The sequence below is a fragment of the Lentzea sp. NPDC058436 genome (assembly GCF_042721515.1).
In the GTDB taxonomy this organism is placed as follows: Bacteria; Actinomycetota; Actinomycetes; order Mycobacteriales; family Pseudonocardiaceae; genus Lentzea.
Window position 1 is genome coordinate 498329 of sequence record NZ_JBHXLF010000001.1, and the last position, 21630, is coordinate 519958.

General features: G+C 70.4%; 16 protein-coding genes. 8 read left to right on the forward strand and 8 right to left on the reverse strand.

Features of this window, described 5'->3' with window-relative positions:
• Positions 1 to 33: 33 nt before the first annotated feature.
• Positions 34 to 540, forward strand: a complete 507-nt coding sequence (locus tag ACFWN2_RS02170) for a winged helix-turn-helix transcriptional regulator (RefSeq protein ID WP_382424285.1) — start codon at positions 34 to 36, stop codon at positions 538 to 540.
• Positions 541 to 546: 6 nt separating this feature from the next.
• On the opposite strand, the gene ACFWN2_RS02175 is transcribed toward ACFWN2_RS02170, so the two are convergent.
• Genes ACFWN2_RS02175 through ACFWN2_RS02185 form a run of 3 tightly spaced genes read right to left on the reverse strand, consistent with a single transcriptional unit; the run spans position 547 to position 4890 of the window.
• The gene (locus ACFWN2_RS02175) at positions 547 to 1056 is read right to left on the reverse strand and encodes a DUF664 domain-containing protein (protein ID WP_382424286.1); all 510 of its coding nucleotides are present in this window, start codon (positions 1054 to 1056) and stop codon (positions 547 to 549) included.
• 35 nt (positions 1057 to 1091) lie between these two features.
• Positions 1092 to 2096, reverse strand: a complete 1005-nt coding sequence (locus ACFWN2_RS02180) for a LacI family DNA-binding transcriptional regulator (protein ID WP_382424287.1) — start codon at positions 2094 to 2096, stop codon at positions 1092 to 1094.
• Positions 2097 to 2148: 52 nt separating this feature from the next.
• Positions 2149 to 4890 (reverse strand): glycoside hydrolase family 3 C-terminal domain-containing protein, encoded by a 2742-nt coding sequence (locus tag ACFWN2_RS02185; RefSeq protein ID WP_382424288.1) that lies wholly within the window; start codon positions 4888 to 4890, stop codon positions 2149 to 2151.
• Positions 4891 to 5053: 163 nt separating this feature from the next.
• Between ACFWN2_RS02185 and ACFWN2_RS02190 the strand changes: the two genes are divergently transcribed.
• From ACFWN2_RS02190 to ACFWN2_RS02220, 7 genes are all read left to right on the forward strand, one after another.
• Complete coding sequence (locus ACFWN2_RS02190; protein WP_382424290.1) at positions 5054 to 6736, forward strand: ABC transporter substrate-binding protein; 1683 nt, start codon at positions 5054 to 5056, stop codon at positions 6734 to 6736.
• Entirely contained in the window at positions 6733 to 7659 is a 927-nt protein-coding gene (locus ACFWN2_RS02195) for an ABC transporter permease (RefSeq protein ID WP_382424291.1), read from the forward strand. The genes ACFWN2_RS02190 and ACFWN2_RS02195 overlap by 4 nt, the downstream gene beginning before the upstream one ends.
• The gene (locus ACFWN2_RS02200) at positions 7656 to 8624 is read left to right on the forward strand and encodes a carbohydrate ABC transporter permease (protein WP_382424293.1); all 969 of its coding nucleotides are present in this window, start codon (positions 7656 to 7658) and stop codon (positions 8622 to 8624) included. Before ACFWN2_RS02195 ends, ACFWN2_RS02200 begins: the two co-directional genes overlap by 4 nt.
• 4 nt (positions 8625 to 8628) lie before the next feature.
• A complete protein-coding gene (locus ACFWN2_RS02205) occupies positions 8629 to 9669 on the forward strand; it encodes a LacI family DNA-binding transcriptional regulator (protein ID WP_382424295.1) in 1041 nt (346 codons plus the stop codon).
• Positions 9670 to 9803: 134 nt separating this feature from the next.
• Positions 9804 to 11837: a TIM-barrel domain-containing protein gene (locus tag ACFWN2_RS02210; RefSeq protein WP_382424296.1), complete on the forward strand. Its 2034-nt coding sequence runs from the start codon at positions 9804 to 9806 to the stop codon at positions 11835 to 11837.
• On the forward strand, positions 11834 to 13759 hold the full coding sequence (locus ACFWN2_RS02215; protein ID WP_382424298.1) for a beta-galactosidase: 1926 nt from the start codon (positions 11834 to 11836) through the stop codon (positions 13757 to 13759). The genes ACFWN2_RS02210 and ACFWN2_RS02215 overlap by 4 nt, the downstream gene beginning before the upstream one ends.
• Positions 13756 to 15195 carry a glycoside hydrolase family 43 protein gene (locus tag ACFWN2_RS02220; protein WP_382424300.1) on the forward strand — a complete coding sequence of 480 codons (1440 nt, stop codon included), beginning with the start codon at positions 13756 to 13758 and terminating at the stop codon, positions 15193 to 15195. The genes ACFWN2_RS02215 and ACFWN2_RS02220 overlap by 4 nt, the downstream gene beginning before the upstream one ends.
• A gap of 2 nt (positions 15196 to 15197) precedes the next feature.
• Here ACFWN2_RS02220 and ACFWN2_RS02225 read toward each other — a convergent pair whose 3' ends face one another.
• The 5 genes from ACFWN2_RS02225 to ACFWN2_RS02245 all read right to left on the reverse strand — a co-directional run bounded on the left by ACFWN2_RS02225 (position 15198) and on the right by ACFWN2_RS02245 (position 21605).
• The gene (locus ACFWN2_RS02225) at positions 15198 to 16337 is read right to left on the reverse strand and encodes a hypothetical protein (RefSeq protein WP_382424302.1); all 1140 of its coding nucleotides are present in this window, start codon (positions 16335 to 16337) and stop codon (positions 15198 to 15200) included.
• An 80-nt stretch (positions 16338 to 16417) separates the two neighbouring features.
• On the reverse strand, positions 16418 to 17866 hold the full coding sequence (locus tag ACFWN2_RS02230) for a family 43 glycosylhydrolase (RefSeq protein ID WP_382424304.1): 1449 nt from the start codon (positions 17864 to 17866) through the stop codon (positions 16418 to 16420).
• 10 nt (positions 17867 to 17876) lie between these two features.
• Positions 17877 to 18824 (reverse strand): arabinan endo-1,5-alpha-L-arabinosidase, encoded by a 948-nt coding sequence (locus ACFWN2_RS02235; protein WP_382424305.1) that lies wholly within the window; start codon positions 18822 to 18824, stop codon positions 17877 to 17879.
• A gap of 4 nt (positions 18825 to 18828) precedes the next feature.
• On the reverse strand, positions 18829 to 20250 hold the full coding sequence (locus ACFWN2_RS02240; protein WP_382424307.1) for a family 43 glycosylhydrolase: 1422 nt from the start codon (positions 20248 to 20250) through the stop codon (positions 18829 to 18831).
• 11 nt (positions 20251 to 20261) lie between these two features.
• Positions 20262 to 21605 carry a glycoside hydrolase family 43 protein gene (locus ACFWN2_RS02245; RefSeq protein ID WP_382424308.1) on the reverse strand — a complete coding sequence of 448 codons (1344 nt, stop codon included), beginning with the start codon at positions 21603 to 21605 and terminating at the stop codon, positions 20262 to 20264.
• Between the last annotated feature and the right edge of the window lie 25 nt (positions 21606 to 21630).

The following is a 21630-nucleotide window of genomic DNA, read 5'->3' on the forward strand; positions in this document are numbered from 1 at the left end:
GTCCGGTGGGGTGCCGTGTGACAGAGTGCGCACATGCAGCACGACGGCGCCCACGATGCTCACGAGCTGCGATGGGAGCGCGAGGCCTGGCGGCTGGAACCGGACTCCGCGCAGCGCGCGCTGGACGTGCTCGTGCCGCGCAGCGCCGGGCAGATCGTGCGGGAGGCGTTCTACGGCACCCGGCGCTTCGACGACTTCCTGCGCCACACCGGCATGACCCGCGGCGTGCTGTCGGCACGGCTGCGGGAGCTGACCGAGCAGGGCGTCCTGGCCAGGGTCGCCTACCACGACACAGGCTCCCGCGGCCGTCACGAGTACCGGCTCACGGACAAGGGCCGCGACCTCGCCGCGGCCATCATCAGCCTGCTCACCTGGGCCGACCGCTGGCTGCCCAGCCCGGACGGGCCCACCGTGGTGCTGACGCACCGCGAGTGCGGCGCACCGGTCCGCACCGAGGTCCGCTGCGGCGAGGGCCACCGCGTCGACAGCATCGGCGACATCCGCGCGGAACCCGGTCCCGGCGCGCGGCCGCGGTCCTGAGCGGCCCTACTCCAGCAGGCCGCGCACGAACGCCGCCTGTCCGACGTGTTGCAGGTCGTCCTCCAGGACGCTGACCAGCCGCACCGCCCGCGTCACCGGCGGGTCCCACGCCTCGTCGATCACCGTCGAGAGGTCCGCGGCCTTCAGGTCGCGCAGGTACGTCCGGGTCCGTTCGTGCACGGCCTGGTGGTAGCCGAGCAGCAGGTCTGACGAGGCGACCACCGCGCTGACCTGCTCGGAGTCGTGGCCGTACCCGGTGTCGTCGTGGGGGAGCGGCAGGTCGAACCGCTCGGCCCAGCCGTCGGCGATCCAGGCCTGCGCAGTGTCCGCGAGGTCCGCGAGGTGGTCGTCCTGCACGCGGGTGAGGTGCCAGACGAGCCAGGCGATCGAGTTCGCCGACCCGTCGACCCGATGTGCGAGCTGGTCGCTGGACAGGCCGTCCACGACCTCGGCCACCGCCTGCCGGATCCGGTCGAACCCGTCCAGCAGCAGGTCCGTCGCGCTGATCTCGTTCATGGTCCCGGCTACCCGCGACGACGGGGCCGTGCACATCAGCCGGGAACGCCGGTGCTGCCGCGCTCGGTGAGCCGGGGCTGGAGAAGGCGGACCTCCGCCCCGAGGTCGTGGGTGATCCGGGTCAGCACCATCTCGACGGCGATCGCGCCGAGCTCGCGCGCGGGCACGGAGATCGACGTGAGCGGGAACGGCAGGCCCGCCGCGACGTCGTCCGGGCACAGCGCGATGACCGACAGTCCGGACGGGACGTCGAGCCGGCGACGGCGGAGCTCCAGCAGCAGCGGGCCGAGGACGGCCTCGTTGTGCACCACCAGGCCGGTCACGTCGTGGCCGGGGTGCAGCACGGCGTCGAGGCAGGTGGCGACCGCGTCGTAGCCGGGGTCGCACGGGTGGGTCGTGGCGGCCAGGCCCCGCCGCGCGGTCTCGGCCTGGAAGCCCGCCAGCAGCCGGGTGGCGTAGCTGGTGCCGCGCTCGTACACGGCGGGCGGGGAGCCGATCAACGCGACGGACCGGTGCCCCAGGTCCGCCAGGTGGCTCACCATCTGCCTGCCCGCGGAGGTGAAGTCGAGATCGGCGCAGCTCAGGCCCTCGTGCTCGTCGGGCAGACCGAGCAGGACGACGGGTGCGTCCACGGCACGCAGCTCCGGGACGCGCGGGTCGGCGCTCTCCACGTCCATGACGATGATCGCGTCCGCCATCGACCTCGCGACGACCCGGTGGGCCTCTCCCGGACCGGCCTCGTTGGTCAGCAGCAGCACGTCGTAGTCGCGGTCGCGGGCGGCGCCGACGATGGACGAGACGAACTGCATGACGACGGGCACGTTTTGGCCGGTGTGCAGCGGCACGATCAGGCCGAGCACCTGCGAGCGGTTCGACGCGAGCGCCCGCGCGCCGGCGTTCGGGTGGTAGCCGAGAGCGGCGATGCTCCGCTCGACGCGCCGCCGGGTCTCCTCGGAGATGGTGCGCTTCCCGCTGAGCACGTAGGAGACCGTGCTCATCGACACGCCGGCGTGGCGGGCGACCTCCTTGATCGTGATCATGCCCGCCCTCCGGTCGCCTGGTGGCGATCATCGTAGTGCGGGCGGTTCTACGTCAGGCGGTGAAGCGGATCGCGGCGAGCCGGAAGCCGCCGTGCAGGACGACGCGCAGGTCGTGGACGCCGTCTGCCCGCGCCGAGAGCGGAGCGGACTCGGTCGCCCACGCGTAGCGGTCACCAGTGGCGGCAACGGGAACGGCGGCCAGGAGCGTCTCGCCGGACCACAGCTCCACCCGGCCCGCGGCACCGGCCACCTCGACCTCGGCCGCCACCACGCCGCACAGGTCGACGGCACGGAACCACAGCGTCGTGGGGCGGGAAGGATCGGCGGTGGTGACCGCGTCGCCGGAGGTGCGCGTCGCGTCGACGATCACCGCACCGTCGTGGTCGTCGAAGTCCACGGCGAGGAAGCGGCCCGTGCGCGGTTCCGGTGGCGGTCCGACGACCGTGAGCGGGGCGGTCAGCACGACGTCCTGCGCGGACCGGGCGACGAGCACCTCGTACCGCCCGGGATCCACGACGAACGCTCCGGTGCCGACGTCCCAGTGCGCCAGCTCGTCGCCGGTCAGGCGGAAGGTGAGCACCCGGCTCTCACCGGGCTCCAGCACGACCTTGCGGAAGTCGGCGAGACGCAGCAGCGGTGCCTCGTAACGGGTGCCGAGCGCGCGGACGTAGAGCTGGACGACCTCCGCACCCGCACGCCTGCCCGTGTTGTCCAGCGCCACCGAGACGTCCACGGCCGTGTTCGGCGTGATCGTGTGCGACGACAGGATCAGGTCGCGCCACGCGAAGTCCGCGTAGGACAGGCCGTGCCCGAACGGGTACAGCGGCGCCGCGCGGTGGTACTGGTAGGTCCAGCCCGCCTTGATCACGTCGTAGTCGAGCGGGTCCGGCAGCACGTCGTCACCGCGGTACCAGGTCTGCGGCAGCCGTCCCGCCGGGTCGGCCTCGCCGAGCAGCACCGCGGCGACCGCCCTGCCGACCTCCTGCCCGCCGTGTGAAGTCCACACCACCGCGGGCACGTTCTGGTCGGCCCAGTCGAGGGCGTACGGGTAGCTGCTCATGACCACGAGCACGGTGTCCGGGCGGACCTCGGAAACCCTGCGCAGCAACGTTTCCTGCGCGTCCGGCAACGCGATGCCCGCGCGGTCCTCGGTCTCGCGGCCGTGGATGAGGGGGTGGTTGCCCAGCACGACCACCGCGACTTCCGCGGCCTCCGCCGCTGCCAACGCCTGTGCGGTGCCGTCGCGGAGGACCTCCTTCTCCCAACGCTCGGCGGTCTCCGCGCTCTCTGTCGTGGCGTTCAGGCCGACGGCGTAACGGCCGGTGAGAACGTTCTGCAGCAGCACCGAATCCCCGTCGGGCACGAGGCGGAACGTCTCGCGGACCTCCCAGCTCTTGATCTCGTCCCGGTCCGCCACCAACGAGGTGCCGTCGAGGCCCAGATAGCGCCCGGTCTCCGCCGATCGCAGCGTCAGCACGCCCTCGCCCCAGTCGACGACGTCGAACGCGGTTCCGCCCAGCACCTCGCCGGTCGTGCGCGATCGCAGCACGATCCGGTCCGACCCGTCCACGACGTCCGCCGCGTTCAGTCCACTCGCGACGGTCACCCGGTACGGCAGCGTGCCGCTGTACCAGTCCTCGAACACCACGTCGGCGAGCTGTCCGATCACCGCGATCTTCTTGGTGCGCAACGGCAGCAGACCGTTGTTGCGCAACAACACGATCGACTCCGTGGCGGCGCGCAGAGCGAGCGCGCGGTGCTCCGGGCAGTCGACGACGTCCGGACCTGTGGCGTGCGGATCGAGCTCGGGATCGAACTCGCCGAGCCGGAACCGGATCTCCAGCTGCCGTCGCACCGCGCGGTCGACGTCCGCCTCGGTGATCAGCCCGCGCTCCAGCGCCTCCCGCAACCGTCCCACGGGGGTGGCACTGTCCTCGCCGTGGTCGGTGAAGCTGTCGATGCCCGCGAGCAACGCGGCCGCGTGCGACTCGGCGTGGTCGTCGAAGTAGTGCTCGGGATCGACCAGGTTGGACGGCGCCTCCGCGTCGCTCACCACGAACAGCTCCCGGTCGCTCCAGCCGCGCAGCACGTCGAGCAGCGGACTGACGTGGCACGGGCGGCCGTTGACCAGGTTGTAGGCGGCCATCACGCCGGTCGCGGCACCCGAGGCGACGACGGGCTGGAACGCGGCCAGGTCGTACTCGTGCAGCACGCGCGGACGCAGGCCGGACGAGGTGAGGCAGCGGTCGTCCTCGTTGTTGTAGGCCAGGAAGTGCTTGAGCACCGGGGCCGTGCGCAGGAACCGGGGGTGCTCACCCGCGAGCCCCCGGCAGAACGCGGTGCCGAGCCGCGCGGTGAGCACGGGATCCTCGGAGTAGCCCTCCTCGTTGCGGCCCCAGCGCGGGTCGCGGAGCAGGTTCAGGACCGGCGCCCACGCCTGCAGGCTGTGCGGACCCGTGCCGCTCACCGGGGTGCGGTGGTGGTGGAACGCCCGCAGTTCGACCGACGTGGCCTCGGCGACGCGCCGCACGAGCTCGGGGTCCCAGGTCGCGCCGAGCCCGACCGCCTGCGGGAAGACGGTGGCGGTGCCGAGCCACGCGACGCCGTGCAACGCCTCCGTTCCGGTGCGGAACGCGGCGAGGCCCAGTCGCGGCACCGCCGGCGAGTACTGGTGCAGCATCGCGATCCGCTCGTCGGCCGTGAGGCGCCCGAGCAGGTCGTCGATGCGCTTGCGCCTGGAGAACGCCGGATCGCGGAACGGCGGCAGGTCGGCGGCGGGGACGGACTCGGACACCACGAGGCAACCCCCCGGGTCGATACGGCCAGCGAAGCGTTTCGACGGTGGCACGCAGGGGTTTCTGCTGTCAATGGCCTTGTTTCGGGAGAGCTGCGTCACTAGCCTCGCCGACATCTGTTTAAGCGCTTCGACACTTCGACGACGAAGGATCGGTTCCGTCATGGACATCGAGTTGAACCGCAGAAACTTCCTGAACGCCGCCGTCACGACCGCCGGTCTCGTCGCGATGGCGCCGCTGTTGTCGGCCTGCGGCGGCAGCGGGGCGCAGCGGGCCGGCGTGAACTCCGGGGAAGCGCTCAAGGCCGCGTTACCGGCGTACGTGCCGAACACGGCCGTCAAACCCGACATCCCGTCCGTGGCGGGCGGCCCGGACGTCATGACCGATCCCGGCTTCCTCACCTACCCCTCGAACCGGGTCGCCACGGTCTCCGGTGTGCCGGGCAGGGGCGGGAAGTACTCGGCGGTCACGCCGTTGTGGGGCACCATCCCGTCGGCGGGCAACGCCTTCTACCAGGCGATGAACAAGGCGCTGGGCGTCGAGCTGGAGATGCGGCCGGCGGACGGCAACAACTACAACACGATCGTCCCGACGATGACCGCCGCGAAGAGGCTGCCGGACTGGATCCAGCTGCCCGTCTGGTGGAACCCGAACTTCAACACCGGTGGTCTGGTGGGCAGCCAGCTCGCGGACCTGACCCCGTACCTCGCCGGGGACAAGGTGAAGAAGTACCCGAACCTGGCGGCCATCCCGACGGCGGCGTGGCGCACGGGTGCCTGGGGCGACAAGCTCTACGGCATCCCGTCGTTCGCGTCCGGCTTCCAGATCGCGGGCGCGCTGTTCTACCGCCGGGACGTGCTGGAGGCGAAGGGGATCACCGCCGGCCAGGTGAAGTCCGCCGACGACCTGATGAACCTGGGCAAGGAACTGACCGACGCGAAGGCGGGCGTGTGGGCGTTCGACGACATCTACACGTACTTCTACACCGCGTTCGGCGCGCCGCTGAAGTGGAAGGTGGACAACGGGAAGCTCGTCCACCTGTACGAGACGCAGGAGTTCCTCGACGCCCTCGAATGGCACCGCAAGCTCGCCGTCTCCGGGTACGTGCACCCCGACGCGCTCGCCGGCGACAACGCCTCGGGCACCACCCGGTTCTACGGCGGCAAGACGCTGATCTCGGGTGGTGGCACCGGCGCGTGGAACCTCGCCGACGACCAGTCGGGCAAGGCCGCGAACCCCGCCTACCGCCGTGGCGCGTTCGACTTCTTCGCCGCCGACGGCAAGAGCGCGCCCCGCGTCGACATGGGCTCCGCCACCAACGTCGTCAGCTACCTCAACTCGAACCTGAAGCCGGAGCAGATCGAGGAGCTGCTGGCCGTCGCGAACTACCTGGCCGCGCCGTTCGGATCTGCCGAGTACACGATGGTCAACTTCGGCACCGAGGGCACGCACTTCACCCTGGAGGGCGGGGTGCCGACGCCGACCGACGCGGGCCGCAAGGAGGTCCAGGCGCAGACCTACCCGTTCCTCGCCGCGCCCGCCAACGTGATCAGCAACCAGACCGCGCAGGCCGTCACGAAGGACATCGCCTCCTGGCAGGCCGCCAACGTCAAGGTGCTGGCCAAGCCCGTCTTCTGGGGCATGAACATCAGCATGCCGCAGGCGCAGGCGACCGCGGAGGCCGCGCAGAGCGTCGCCGACACGGTGAAGGACTGCTACCACGGCAAGAAGTCGGTCGCCGAGGTCAAGGAGGTGGTCTCGTCCTGGAAGAGCAGCGGCGGCGGTGACCGGCTCATCGCGTGGATGAACGACAACGTGCTGCAGAAGTTCGGCACCGGGCAATGACGACCGTCCGTCCCGGGCTCTCCTGGCGGACGAGGCTGAGGCGCGACCGGTCGCTGCTCCTGATGACGCTGCCCGCCGTCGTCCTGCTGCTGGTGTTCAACTACGTGCCGTTGTTCGGTCTCGTCACGGCGTTCCAGGAGTACGACCCGCTCGCCGGGGTGTGGGAGAGCCCGTGGGCGGGCCTGTACCAGTTCGAGAGGCTGTTCGGCGACCCGCTGTTCTGGGGCGCGCTGCGGAACACGCTCTACCTCAGCTTCGTGCAGCTGCTGCTGTTCTTCCCGATCCCGATCGCGCTGGCGATCCTGCTCAACTCCGTGCTGTCCCAACGGATCCGGAACTTCATCCAGTCCGTCGTGTACCTGCCGCACTTCTTCTCGTGGGTGCTGGCCGTCACGATCTTCCAGCAGATGCTCGGCGGTGCGGGCGCGCTCAACCAGTTCCTGCGCTCGCACGACCTCGCCACCTGGGACGTCATGACGAACCCTGACACCTTCGCGTTGCTGGTGACCGCGCAGGTGATCTGGAAGGAGGCGGGCTGGGGGATCATCGTGTTCCTGGCCGCGCTCGCCACGATCAACACCGACCTCTACGAGGCCGCGGCGGCGGACGGCGCGGGGCGGTGGCGCAGGCTCTGGCACATCACGCTGCCCGGCCTGCGCGGCGTCATCGTGCTGATGCTGGTGCTGCGCCTGGGAAACGCGCTGACCGTCGGGTTCGAGCAGTTCCTGATCCAGCGGTACGCGGTCGGCCACGACACGGCGGACGTGCTCGACACGTTCTCCTTCTTCTTCGGCATCGCCACCGGCGACTACAGCTACGGCGCGGCGGCGGGCCTGTTCAAGAGCGTGATCTCGCTGCTGCTCATCTGGGGTGCGAACAAGATGGCGCACGCCTTCGGACAAGACGGGTTGTACCGCCGATGACGCTGACCGTGCCTCCTGTCCCCGCCGAGAAACCCGTTGTCGCGCAACCGGTTCGACCCAGGCGGCGCAACGAGCGCCCCGCCTGGGAGGAACCGCCCACCGTCGCCGGCGAGGCCGCGAAGGGCATCACCCTCGGCGGCGTGCTGCTGGTGATGCTGGTGCCGCTGTGGATCGTGGTGGTGACGAGCCTGTCGACCAGGGGCGCGGTCAACCGGGCGGGCGGGCTCGTGCTCTGGCCCGACGAGCTGACGTTCGAGGCCTACCGGGTGATGCTGTCCGACCCGACGGTCCGCACCGCGCTCGTGGTGAGCCTCGGCATCACCGCGGTCGGCACGGTGGTGTCGATGGTGGTGTCGGTCCTGTGCGCCTACGGGTTGTCGCGGTCGCGCTCACCCGGCCACCGCTTCCTGCTGACGTTGCTGATCGTCACGATGTTCGTCAACGGCGGCCTGATCCCGACGTTCCTCGTCGTGGTCGGGCTCGGCGGCTACGGGCAGTGGTGGGCGCTGATCCTGCCGAGCGCGGTGTCGGTGTTCAACATCCTGATCCTGCGGGCGTTCTACGCGAGCACGTCGGCGGACCTGATCGAGGCGGCACGCATCGACGGCGCGGGCGACTGGCGGATCCTGTGGTCGATCGTGCTGCCGACCTCGCGGGCGGTGACGGCGGTGATGGCGTTGTTCTACGGCGTCGGCTACTGGAACTCCTTCTTCAACGTGATGCTGTACCTGCCGACGGAGAGCGAGAAGTGGCCGCTGCAGTACGTGCTGTTCACCTACGTCAACCGCGGCAACGGGATGCCCGGCTCGGTCAACAGCGGGTTCGGCGACCAGTTCTCCCAGACGGCCCCGCTGTCGCTGCAGATGGCCGTGGTGGTGCTGACGCTCGTGCCGTTGCTCGTCGTGTACCCGTTCGTGCAGAAGCACTTCCGCACGGGCGTCCTGACCGGCGCGATCAAGGGCTGAGCCGGTGGTGACCATCGCGGACGTGGCGAGGCACGCGGGCGTGTCGTCCAGCACGGTCAGCTACGTGCTCAGCGGCAAGCGCGCGATCTCCGAGGAGACCCGCCGGCGGGTGCGGACCTCCGTGCGCGAGCTGGGGTACCACCCCCACGCGGGCGCGCGGTCGCTGGCGGCCCGGCGCTCGCACATCATCGGGCTGATGGTGCCGTTGCGCACGGACGTCTACGTGCCGGTGATGATGGAGATCGCCATCGCGGTGACGACGACGGCACGGCAGCACGGCTACGACGTCCTGCTGATCACCAACGACGAGGGCGCCGACGGGGTCCGCAGGATCGCCGCCAGCGGCCTGGCCGACGGCCTGGTCCTGATGGACGTCGAACTGGACGACGAACGCCTCCCGGTGCTGCGCGACCTGGGCGGCCAGGCCGCGCTCATCGGACTGGCCGACGACGTGCGCGGACTGTCCTGCGTGGACCACGACTTCGCCGCGGCCGGCGCGTTGTGCGCGGACCACCTAGCGGACCTCGGACACCGCGAGGTGGCGTTCGTCGGCTACAGCTCCGGGGTCTACCACCGGCACGCGGGCTACGCCGAGAGGACGCTCGCCGGGTTCCGCGTCCGTGCGGGTGAACGCGGACTGCGGTTCGTGCACCGCACCTGCGAGGGCACGTACGAGAGCACGGCGGGAACGCTCGCCCGCGTGCTCGCCGACCGCCCCGGCACCACCGGTTTCGTCGTGCAGAACGAGGGCGCGATCGGCCCGTTGCTCAGCCTGCTGCGCACCAGCGGGCGCACCGTGCCCGAGGACGTGTCGGTGGTGGCGCTGTGCCAGGACCAGCTCGCCGAGCAGTTCGCGCCGCGGCTCACGGCGGTGACGGGGTCCGCGCACGAGTTGGGCCGGGTGGCCGTCGAGCAGATCGTGGGCAGGCTCACCGCGGTGCGCGATGGTGGCCGTCCTGCGGATGACCGCGTGCTGCTCACGCCGGTTTTGACGGTGCGCGAGAGCACGGGTCCGGCGCCCAGCCCTGGTCCCGCCCGTGGATGAGGGCAGGGGCCGGAGCTTTCGCGTCCCGGTCCCGACCGCGCGCGGGAGCACAGCGTGTCCCAAGCCCGGTCCCGACCGTGCGTGAGGGCAGAGCCCACCCCCTTCCCCCATTCCCTGACACGAGGAGCGCCCCCATGTCCCCGCACTTCCGAGACCTCGGCACCGCCCTCGAATGGCGCGCGAAGGGCGAGACCCTCCGCGTCGAGGCCTGGGGTCCCGACGCCGTCCGCGTCCGCGCCATCCCGGGCGGACCGCTGCTCGACGACCTCCCCAGCGCCCTGCTCGACGCACCACCGCCCGCCGAGGTCGAGATCAAGATCGCCGACGACCACGCGATCCTCGTCGCCGGCGCGTTGACCGTGCGGATCGACGGCCGTCCGGAGGGAGAGCTGCAACCCGACCTGTCGTCGTCGGCGGGCCTGCTCACGTTCAGCCGGACCGAGGACGGCGCCGAGCTCCTCGCCGAGCAGCCCGCGCACTTCTGGTGGCCGGGCCCGCGGCTCGCCACCGCGACCGGCAACGGCTACCACCGGCTCGAACAACGCTTCCGCGCCTACCGCGGGGAACGGCTCTACGGCCTGGGGCAGCACACCCACGGGCTGCTGGACCAGAAGGGCGCGGTCGTCGACCTGGTGCAGCGCAACGCCGAGGTGACCATCCCGCTGCTGATCTCCGACCGCGGCTACGGCCTGCTGTGGAACTCGCCCGCGATCGGCAGGGTCGAGCTGGCGGAGACCGGCACCCGCTGGGTGGCCGACAGCGCCCGCCAGATCGACTACTGGGTCACCGCGGGCGGGCCGGCCGACGTGCTGCGCCGCTACGCCGGGGTGACGGGGCATTCGCCCGTGCTTCCCGAGTGGGCCTCCGGGTTCTGGCAGTGCAAGCTGCGCTACCGCACGCAGGACGAGTTGCTGGAGGTCGCGCGCGAGTACCGGCGGCGCGGGCTGCCGTTGTCCGTCATCGTGTGCGACTTCTTCCACTGGACCCACCTCGGCGAGTGGCGCTTCGACCCCGCCGAGTGGCCCGATCCGGCCGCGATGGTCCGCGAGCTCGACGAGATGGGCGTCAAGCTGATGGTGTCGGTCTGGCCGTCGGTGAGCCCGGTCAGCGAGAACTACCACCCGATGCTGAACCAGGGCCTGTTCATCGGCACCGAGTCGGGGCCGGTGGCGCACGCCGACTGGCCGGACAAGGGGCTCGGCGCCTACTCCGCGCAGGTTGCCTTCTACGACGCCACGAATCCGGAGGCTCGCGAGTACCTCTGGGAACGTCTCCGGCGCGGATACCACGACGTCGGCGTCTCGGTGTTCTGGCTGGACGCCTGCGAACCCGAGCTGAAACCCGGCCACCAGAACCACCTGCGCTACCACGCCGGCCCCGGCCTGGAGGTCGGGAACCTGTACCCGCGCGAGAACGCCCGCACCGTCCACGAAGGACTCACGGCGCTGGGGGAGACCGAGGTCATCTCGCTCAACCGGTCGTCGTGGGCGGGCGCGCAACGGTACGGCGCCGCGCTGTGGTCCGGTGACATCGGGACGGACTTCGCCACGCTGCGCGCCCAGATCAAGGCCGGCCTGAACGTCATGCTGTCCGGCATCCCCTGGTGGACCACGGACATCGGCGGCTTCCACGGCGGCGACCCCGGCGATCCGGCCTACCGCGAGGTCCTCGTCCGCTGGTTCCAGTACGGCGCGTTCTGCCCGCTCTTCCGCCTGCACGGCAACCGCGGGTCCGGGCACGGGCTGGAGCCGGGGATGACCGGGTCGCCCAACGAGGTCTGGTCCTACGGGGAGGAGGCCTACGAGATCCTCACCGCTTTCCTCCGGTTGCGGGAACGCCTGCGCCCCTACGTGATGGAGCAGATGCGCACGACCGCCACGACCGGGGTGCCGCCGATGCGGCCGGTGTTCCTCGAGTTCCCGCAGGACCCGGAGGCGTGGCTGATCGAGGACGCGTTCCTGCTGGGGCCTGACCTCCTCGTCGCGCCGGTCACCGAGGCGGGCGCTCGCGAACGGGAGGTGTACCTGCCAGCCGGAGCGAGGTGGACCGACGCGTGGACGGGGGAGGAGCACGAGGGCGGCCGGACGGTCGTGGTCGCGGCTCCTCTCGAACGCATCCCGTTGTTCCTGCGTGACGGCGCGCGGCTTCCCGTGCGGGAGAACGCGTGATCGCGTTCGGCGGTGACTACAACCCCGAGCAGTGGGACGCGCGGGTGTGGAAGGAGGACGACGAGCTGATGCGCGAGGCGGGGGTCAACCTCGTCACGGTCGGCGTCTTCTCGTGGGCGCTGCTCGAACCGGAGGAGGGGCGCTACGAGTTCGCGTGGCTCGACGCGCATCTGGATCGCCTGCACGCCAACGGTGTCCGCGTCGACCTCGCCACGCCGACCGCCTCGCCACCACCGTGGTTCACGCTCGCGCACCCCGACGCCCTGCCGGTCACCGCCGACGGCACCAGACTCGTCCACGGCAGCCGTGACACGTACTGCCTCATCGCGCCCGCCTACCGCACGGCGGCACTGCGTGTGGCCTCCGCGCTTGCGCAACGCTACGGCGATCACCCGGCGGTCGTGCTGTGGCACGTCCACAACGAGTACGCGACGTTGTGCTGGTGCGACCACACCGCCGTCGCGTTCCGGACCTGGCTGCAGGCGCGGCACGGGTCGCTCGACGCCCTCAACGAGGCGTGGGGGACGGCGTTCTGGAGCCAGCGGTACACGAGCTGGGACCAGGTCCTGCCGCCGCGCGCGACCCAGTGGCACCGCAACCCCGGTCAGTCGCTCGACTTCAGCCGGTTCTTCTCCGACGAGGTGATCACGGCCTACCGCGAGCAACGCGACGCCATCCGCGCCCACAGCGACCGGCCGGTGACGACGAACATGATGTTGCCGGGCTACCAGAACGTCGACCTGTGGGCGCTGGGACGGGAGGTGGACGTGGTGGCGATCGACCACTACCCGGACGCGCCGGGCCTCGACGCGGCCGCCGACGTCGCGTTCGCCGCGGACCGCGCCCGCTCGTTCGCGTCCGGCGAGCCGTGGCTGCTCATGGAACAGGGCACGAACACCGTGTACGCGGGAGACCGGGTGCTCGCGAAGGAACCGGGGGAGATCTTGCGGCACTCGCTCGGGCACGTCGCGCGGGGAGCGGACGGCGTGCTGTTCTTCCAGTGGCGCCAGTCGAGAGCGGGCGCCGAGCAGTGGCACTCGGCGATGGTGCCGCACGCTGGCGCGGACAGCCGGGTGTTCCGCGAGGTGAAGGAGACCGGCGCGGTGCTCGCCCGGCTCGGCGTGCTGGCCGGGTCGACCGTCACGGCGCAGGTGGCCGTGCTGCACGACTCCGACGCGTGGTGGGCGCTGAACTCAGACGGGCTGCCGTCGCCGGAACTCAGCTACCACCCGGCGTTGCGCGCAGCACACCGGGCGTTGTGGGACAACGGTGCCGTGGCTGACTTCGCCCACCCCGCGGCGGACCTGGGCCGATACCGGCTCGTGCTGTCCCCGGCGCTGTACCTGCTCTCCGACGAGAGCGCGGAGAACCTGAGCCGCTACGTCGCGGCTGGGGGAACGTTGCTGGTGCAGCACTTCAGCGGTGTGGTCGACGAGTTCCCGCACGCACGGCTGGGTGGATTCCCCACGGCACCGCTGCGTGAGGCACTGGGCATCCGGGTCGAGGAACACCGGCCGCTGCGCCGCGACGAACGGATCACGTTGTCGGACGGCTCCCGCGCCACCGCTTGGAGCGAGTCGATCCGCCTGCAGGGCGCAGAAGCGGTCGCCACCTACACCCACGGCACGCTGGCCGGCTCGCCCGCGCTGACCCGCAACGGCACGGCCTGGTACCTGTCCACGCGCCTCGACCCCACCGCCTACACGGCGTTGGTCGCGGAACTGCTGGACTCGGCCGGTGTCGATCGGATGCCTCCCGGCGTCGAGGTGGTGGTGCGCGAGAACGCCGGACACCGCTGGCAGGTCGTGCTGAACCACCGCGCCGAACCCGTACCGCTGCCCGAACCCGTGCACGACCTGCTCACGGGTGGGGTCCTGAGCGAGCTGATCGCTGGTGGATGCGCCGTGGTGGAGGAACGGTGATCCCGGTGATCGCGGGCATGCACCCCGACCCGAGCGTCTGCCGCGTCGGTGACGACTACTACCTGGCGTGCTCCAGCTTCGAGTACTTCCCGGGCGTTCCGGTGTTCCACAGCACGGACCTGGTGGAGTGGAAGCAGATCGGCAACGCGCTGGAGCGCCCTTCCCAGTTGCGGCTGACGACCGGCACGCCGTCGTCGGCCGGCGTCTACGCACCGACGTTGCGCCACCACGACGGCCGGTTCTGGTTGATTGTCACGAACGTCGGTGCGGGCGGCAACGCGCTCTACACCGCGACCGACCCGGCGGGACCGTGGTCCGACCCGATCCCGTTGCCCGGCGTGGAGGGCATCGACCCGGACCTCGCCTGGGACGCCGACGGGAACTGCTGGTGCACGGTGGCCGGGGTGTCGCAGTACCGCATCAACCCGTCGACGGGCGAGACCTTCGGCGCACCGACGCGGTTGTGGTCGGGCGAACCTGGGGCCAAGGCGCCGGAAGCGCCGCACCTGTACCGGATCGGCGAGCACTGGTACCTGCTGATCGCCGAGGGAGGCACCGAACGCGGGCACGCCGTCTCGGTCGCCCGCGCGAGCACGCCCAACGGCCCGTTCGAGCCCTGCCCGGCCAACCCGGTCCTCACGCACCGCGGCACCGGCGAACCCGTGCAGAACACCGGCCACGCGGATCTGGTGCAGGCGCCGGACGGCACGTGGTGGATGGTGTTCCTCGGCGTGCGGCCCGGCGGCGGCACGCCCGGCTGGCACGTGCTCGGCCGCGAGACCTTCCTGGCCCCGGTGACGTGGGTCGAGGGATGGCCCGTCGTGGGGGAGATCGTGCCCGGCCCGGCGCCCGCGGTGTCCGAACGCGACGAGTTCGACGCCTGGGGACTGGACCCGTCGTGGATCTCGGTGCGCGACCGTTCCGAGAAGCACTGCACGACCGAGGAACGGCCTGGCTGGCTGACCCTGCGCGCTCGCGGGTCCGGAATGGACGATCCCGCCGTGGTGTTCGCCGGACAGCGTCAGCGGCACCTGTCGTGCGTCGCGAGGGCGCTGGTGGACGTCGCGGACGGCAGCGGCGGCCTCGCGGTCCGGCTGGACGAGGAGCACCACTACGAGATCGAGGCCAGATCCGGAGAGGTGCGGGTGATCGCCCGCATCGGCCCGCTCCGCGCCGTCGTCGCGTCGAGGCCCGTGCCGGACGGACCGGTCGTCCTGGTCGTGCGCGTGGAGCCGCGCACACCGCAGGACGCCCGGTCCGGCCCGGACACGCTGTCGTTCGGCGTCGAGGTGCCCGAGTTCGACGAACTCGCCTCACTCGACGGCAAGTACCTGTCAACCGAGGTGGCCGGAGGGTTCACCGGCCGCGTGATCGGCCTCTACGCCGCGACCGGAACCGTGCGCTTCGACTGGTTCGAGTACCAGGCGCACGGCTGACGTCATGAGCACACGTTCAACGAGGTGTTGTTCAGCGTGAGGTTGCGGAACGTCGTGTTGGTGCCACAAGGACTCTCGCGCACCGACGAGTTCGTCAGCGTCAGGTTCTGGACGATGATGTCGCGGTTGTTCGGGAACTCCGTGCGCGCCGCCAGCCGGACCTCGCCACCCCCGGACACCGTGCCGCTCTGCGCCGCGAGGACGACGTTCGTGCAGTTCTCGATCAGGACCGCGTTGTTGCCGGTGTTCGCGAGGTCGATCCGGTCGATGGTCAGCCCGCCGCTCTCCGACACGCAGAACACCCCGCGGCCACCGCCACGCGCCTTGACCGTGCCGACCCTGATGTTCGTCGGGTAGGACGAGCCGATGCGGCCGTTGCGGTTGGCGGTGCGGAACGCCGCGTACCCGGTGCCCGAGCCCGCGTTCTCCGCGTCGACCGTGCCGACGGAGGCGTTGATGGTGTCGTTGAGCAGCAGCCCGGACTCGCCGACGTTGCGCGCGGTCACCGTGCCGATCGTGAGGCCGTCCACGCCGTAGGTCTCGACGGCGTGGCTGCTCGCGCCGGACGCGTACACGTTGTCGATCCTGATGTTGCGGCTGCGCACGCTGGTGTCGCCGCGGTTGTCGATGCGCACGCCAAGGCCGCCGGACAACTGAAGGTTGATTTGCCCGAGCACGACGTTGTCGACGTTGCGCAGGAAGATCCCGTACAACGGGCGCCCTGTGACGCTGAGGTAGCCCACTTCGACGTCACGCGCGCCCCTGGAGTAGATCGGGGCCTGGTCGCCGGAACCGCTGCCGGTCACGTTGATCGTGCCGCAGACGTCGATGCCGGTGTAGCTGGGCAACGAGATCCGCGAGCCCGCGCTGATCGAACCGCTGCCGCGCACCAGCACCCACTGCTTCGAGGTGCGACCGGAGGTGAGGCTGCCGATCGCCGCCTGCACGGCCGCACGCATGTCGGTGCCCGTGTAGACGGTCCGGCCGGCGTTGCGGGAGGTCCACGTGCTGCCGCTGAGCACCGCGTCGGCGTTGTACGAGCGGTCGCCGCAGGCCAGGATCTGTGGTGCCGCGGTGGCGGGGGCGAGCCCGCCGAGCACGGCGACGGCCGCCAGGGCCGCGCCGAGTCTGGTCGAGAACATGCGAGATCTCCTTTCGGTGTGCGGCGGCGGAGTCGAGGGCCAAGGCGTGTCCCGTCGTGCGACGCGGGTGAGGGACACGGCTAGGAGACGGGCTCGCCCGAGGGCGCGGCGATCTGGACGCCCTGCGGGACCGGTGTGCCGAAGTTCGGGGTGCCGTCGGAGTTCCACGTGAACTTCTGCGCGCGGGTGGACCGTTCCATGCCGCAGCCGGCCGAGGCGCTGGTGTTGCCGTGGTAGACGATCCAGTCCTCGGTGCCGTCGGGGGACTTGAAGAACCCGTTGTGCCCAGGGCCGAACACGCCGTGCTCGTCGTTGCGCTGGAACACCGGGTTCGGTGACTTCGTCCAGTGCGCGCGGTTGAGCGGGTCGGAACCGGTGAGGGTCAGCAGGCCGAGCTTGTAGTCGGGACCCCAGCAGGCGCTGGCCGAGTACACGATCATGGTGCGCCCGTTGCGGTACAGCGGTTCCGCGCCCTCGTTGACCGGCGCGGTCTGCCGTTCCCACGACAGCGTGGGCTGCGAGATCGTGCGTCGTGCGCCGCTGATCGTGTACGGGTTCGACAACGGGGTGATGGTCAGGCTCTGGGTGCCGTCCATCGCGCTGCCCATCAGGTACAGCTTCCCGTTGTGCTGCAGGACGCTCGGGTCGAGTTCCCACGTGCTGCCGAGGTCCGCCTTGAACGCGTACGGGCCCATCGGGTCGGAGCCCGAACTCTCCAGCACGTGCAACCGCTGGGTGGGGTTGTAGTCCGACACGTTCTGCCCGGCCACGTAGTACAGGTACCAGCGGCCGTTGAGCAGGTGGAACTCCGGTGCCCACATGTTGCAGCAGCCGTTCGGCCTGCCGGACAGGGAGAACACCACGGTGTCCGCGGCGCTCGACAGGCCAGCCAGCGTGCGGGAGCGGCGCATGGTGATCGTCGAGTTCCACGTGGTGGTGGCCAGGTAGTAGTAGCCGTTGTGGAACTGCAGCCACGGGTCCGGCCCGTTGCTCTTGATCGGGTTCTTGACGTTGCCGGCCGCTCCGATCCTCACCAGCTGCCACTGCTGGTTCGTGCCGCCGGTGTCGGGCCACTGGATCACCTGCGCGGCGTTGGCGGAGGAGTAGTCGAGCACGTCGACCGCTTTGCCGCTCGCGCGGTTGACCAGCCGGACGTGCTCGTCCGGTGAGTCGGCGAGCCGGAACTGCTGGCCGGTGCGGTTCGCGTCCGTCGTCTGCACGAGCCCTGCCCGGTCCGCTGTCGACGCGAAGTCCAGGACCTTGCCGCTGTGCCGGGACTTCAGCCGGTAGAAGCCGCCGCCGGAGTCGACGAACTGCCACAGCTGCCAGGCACCGTCGTTGCGCGTGTACTGGGCGATCCGCGCACCGTCCGCCGTGGACAGGTCGTAGACGTCCAGCGCCTTGCCGCTGTTGCGGTTGACCAACGCGTACGAAGCGCTCGTGTCCACGACTGCCGCGTTGGCCACCGCCGGTACGGCGAGGCCGCCCACCAGGACGACCGCGGCCGCCAGCTTGCTGATCGAGGTCAAGGTGTTCTCCTCACCGCAGGAACGGCCAGCCCGCGGAGTCGTAGGCCAGCAGGTTGACGCCGAGCCGTGACGCGCCGGTGTCGGTGTAGTAGTGGTAGATCAGGAGGTCGCCGTCGACGTCGGCGAGCACGTCCTGATGTCCTGGTCCGTGCACGCTGCCCTGACCGGCCAGGATCTCCGTGCCGCCTCCGGACGTCAGGGCGGTGCCGTTGCGGGCGACGTACGGGCCGGTGACGCTGGTGGAGCGGCCGACCATGACGCGGTAGGTGCTGGACGCGCCCCGGCAGCAGTAGTCGAACGAGACGAACAGGTAGTAGTAGGCCCCGCGTTTGACGATGTTCGGGGCCTCGATCGGGCCGCCGTTCCGGCCGGCGAGGGAGCGGATCGACGAGTCCGAGCGCAAACCGGTGGACGGGTTCAGCGCGACCATCTTGATGCCGGACCAGAACGAGCCGAAGCTCAGCCACCATCGGCCCTGGTCGTCCACGGCGAGGTCGGGGTCGATGGCGTTGAAGTCGTCGGAGGTCCGCGACTCGACGACCAGGCCGCGGTGGGTCCACGTGCCGGAGTTCCCGCTCGGGCTGGTGGCGAGGAAGATCGCCGACCTGTTCGAGCCGAACGTCGAGGCAGAGTAGTAGAGCCAGTGCTGACCGTTCCGATAGGACAGATCCGGCGCCCAGAGGTTGCGGTCGCCGTTCGTGTAGGGAGTGGTCCAGGACGCCCCGCCGGGGAACACCGAACCGGCGTTGCGGAACGCGATCCGGTCGGTGGAGGTCTTGAGCGCGATGTTCGTGCCGGTGTGCGCCACCAGGTAGCTGCCGTCGGCACGTCTGACCACGCTCGGGTCGTGCACGCTCACGTCCCCGGTGACCCGGCCCGGCAGGGGATAGGCCACCGCCGGTGAAGCGGTCACGACGATGGTCAGGGCGATCGTGAAGATCAGCGCGATTGTCCTCATCTCGTCACTCCAGTGCGAACGTCGCGTCGGCCCGCCCCTGCGCGTCGGTGATCGACTGCAGGTGGAGCAGTCCGTTGCTGTTGCGGATGTAGAGCCCGGGGAAGTTCTTCGACTCGAACGACGTGGCGGAGCTCGCGGCGAGTCCCGCGCGTTGGAAGAAGCTCGCGTCGTCGCGGAACAGCGTGCTGCCGTCGTTGCGCTCGACCCACAGCTCGTTGTTGCGGTGCCTCAGGTAGTAGCCGGGGAAGTTGGTCGACTCCAGCGACACCGTGCCGGAACCGGCGAGTCCCGTGACGATCCTGAACTGCGAGTCGGCCAGCGGCGACACGTTCGCCTCGACCCGAGCGCGGTACTCCCAGTGCCGCACGAACCTGTCGGTGGAGCCGTAGGTCCTGAGCCGCACCGGGGTGGCGCCGTCGGGGACCGGGATGCCGAAGTCCGGTGTGCCGTCGGCCCTGTAGTAGACCTTCTGCACGCGGGTGCGGCGGTTCGGGTCGTTGAGCGGGTCGCCGCTGATGTCGCGGTAGTTGCGGTCGTGGTAGACCATGACGTCACTCGTGCCGTCCTCGGACACCGTGAACGAGTTGTGGCCCGGCCCGTACTGCCCGGTCGCCGCGCTGGTGGTGAAGACGGGGTTCGCGCTCTTGGTCCACGACGCCGGGTTGAGCAGGTCGGCCGAAGCCGACGCGGTCAGCAGTCCCAGGCAGTAGTTCGCGTCGGTGGCGCTGGCCGAGTAGGTGAGGAACACCTTCCCGTTGCGCTGCAGGACGGACGGCCCCTCCGCGACCTTGTAGCCGCGGGTCTCCCAGGACAGCGTCGGCACCGTCAGCCGGGTGACCGTGCCGGTGATCGTCCACGGGGTCGAGCCCGTGCGGGCCAGGTAGAGGTTGGAGTTCGTGGAGATGCCCGGCTCCTGCTGAGCCCACGTCAGGTAGCGCACGCCGTTGTGCACGAACGTGGAGGCGTCCAGCGAGAAGGTGTCCCACGGTGTCGTGATGCGGCCGCGTTCGGTCCACGACGTGCTGAACGGGTCGGTGCTCTCCAGCACGTACATCCGGATGCGCCAGATGTCGTCACTGCGTCCCGCGGCGAAGTAGACGTACCATTTGCCGTTGATGAAGTGGATCTCCGGTGCCCAGATGTGGGCGGCCATCTCGCCGCTGGAGTGCTTGCGCCAGATCACGGTCTCCTGCGCCGAGGCGAGTCCCTGGATGGTGGTCGCACGCCGCAGGACGATCCGGTCGTACTCGGGAACGGTCGCGGTGAAGTAGTAGTAACCGTCGGTGTGCTTGAAGACGTGCGGGTCGGCGCGCTTCTCGGCGATCGGGTTGGTGTACCGGACCGCGGGCGTCGCACCTGCCTGAGGCACGGGTATCCAGGCCAGGACGGCGAGCACGAGCACGGCCAGTCGCAGCAGGGGTTTCATCGACTGTCCTTTCAGGCCAGTGGTGCGGTGACGGTGAAGGACGCGTCACCGGCGAACGCCGTGTCGGAGGTGCGCCAGTCGACGCGCAGTTCGTAGTTCTGGTGGCGCAGGTACCGGCCGGGGTGGGAGTAGGACTCGAACGACGTGCCGCCCGCGAGTCCGGCGCGGCCGCAGAACGTGGCGTCACGGGCGAAGGCAGCGTCACCGGTGCCCGTGTCCAGCCGGACGCGGAAGCCGTAGTGGCGCAGGTAGCGGTCCGGGAAGTTCACCGAGCGCAACGAGTAGCAGCTCGCGTTGGCCAGGCCGGCCACCACGGTGAACGTCGCGTCCTGGCGCGTCTGGAGGGAACTGGACGAGCTCGCCGGTTCGAGGTAACCGAGGTTGTCGCGGTGCCGGACGTAGCGGTCGGGCGCGTTGACCGAGCGCAGGGACCTCGCGCCCGTCGCCACCGCCGTGCCGTCACCGGAGTCCTCCCGCAGCACGGTGAAGTGCCGCGCGGTGCCGGACAGCCCGCTCAGTTCCGCCTTGGCGCCGAACGTCGTGAGGTTCGCACTGTCGGCGTAGAAGTAGCGCCCCTGGCCGTACTGGTCGAAGTAGACGCGCCAGCGGCCGTCGGGCAGCCGAACCAGCGCGGGCCCTTCGAGACCGGAGCCCCAGCCCGCCCAGTTCCCCGTGCCGACGAACGTCCACGGCCCGTTCAACGAGGTGGCGGTCGCGTGCTCGACGTACTTCGTGGTCTCGTTCTTGAGGAAGTTGTGGTACGTCCCGCCGACCTTGACCAGGAAGCTGTCGATGTAGTTCGCCGGGATTCCCAGTGCGACGGGGCTGCTCCACGCCGACAGGTCCGCGTTCGTCGCGGTGATCCGGTAGGGGCGGAACTGCCCCGCGGTGCCGGTCGTGGACGCGGAGAAGACCACGTGCACGCTGCCGTCGGAGTCCTTGAACCACTCCGGCGCCCAGGTGCTGCCGGTGGTCCCGTTCAGTCCTACCCGGACGGTGCGCAGGAACGTCCAGTTCACGTAGTCGGCGCTGCGGGCGAACCCGATCGTGTCGCCGGTCCAGCCGGTCGTGTGGACGATGTAGTAGTAGCCGTCGGTGTGCCGGATGACGCTGGGATCGCGGATCAGGCCCGACGGCGGCGTGTAGGCGTTCGCCCTGACGCCGGTGAAGCTCGTCGCGTTCGCCGAGTCGTAGACGTGCATGTTCGACTCGCTGCTGTTCGTGAACGCGGTCATCAGGTAGTGCGGGACGGGTCCGGCGGCCGACGCCTCCCGAGCGGAGGGCAGGACGGCCGCGGCGGCCAGGGTCAGGACGATCAGTGCGGGACGAACGGCACGCGGCAGGGGACGACGCATGGACCGGCTCCTCGTGGCAGGGGTG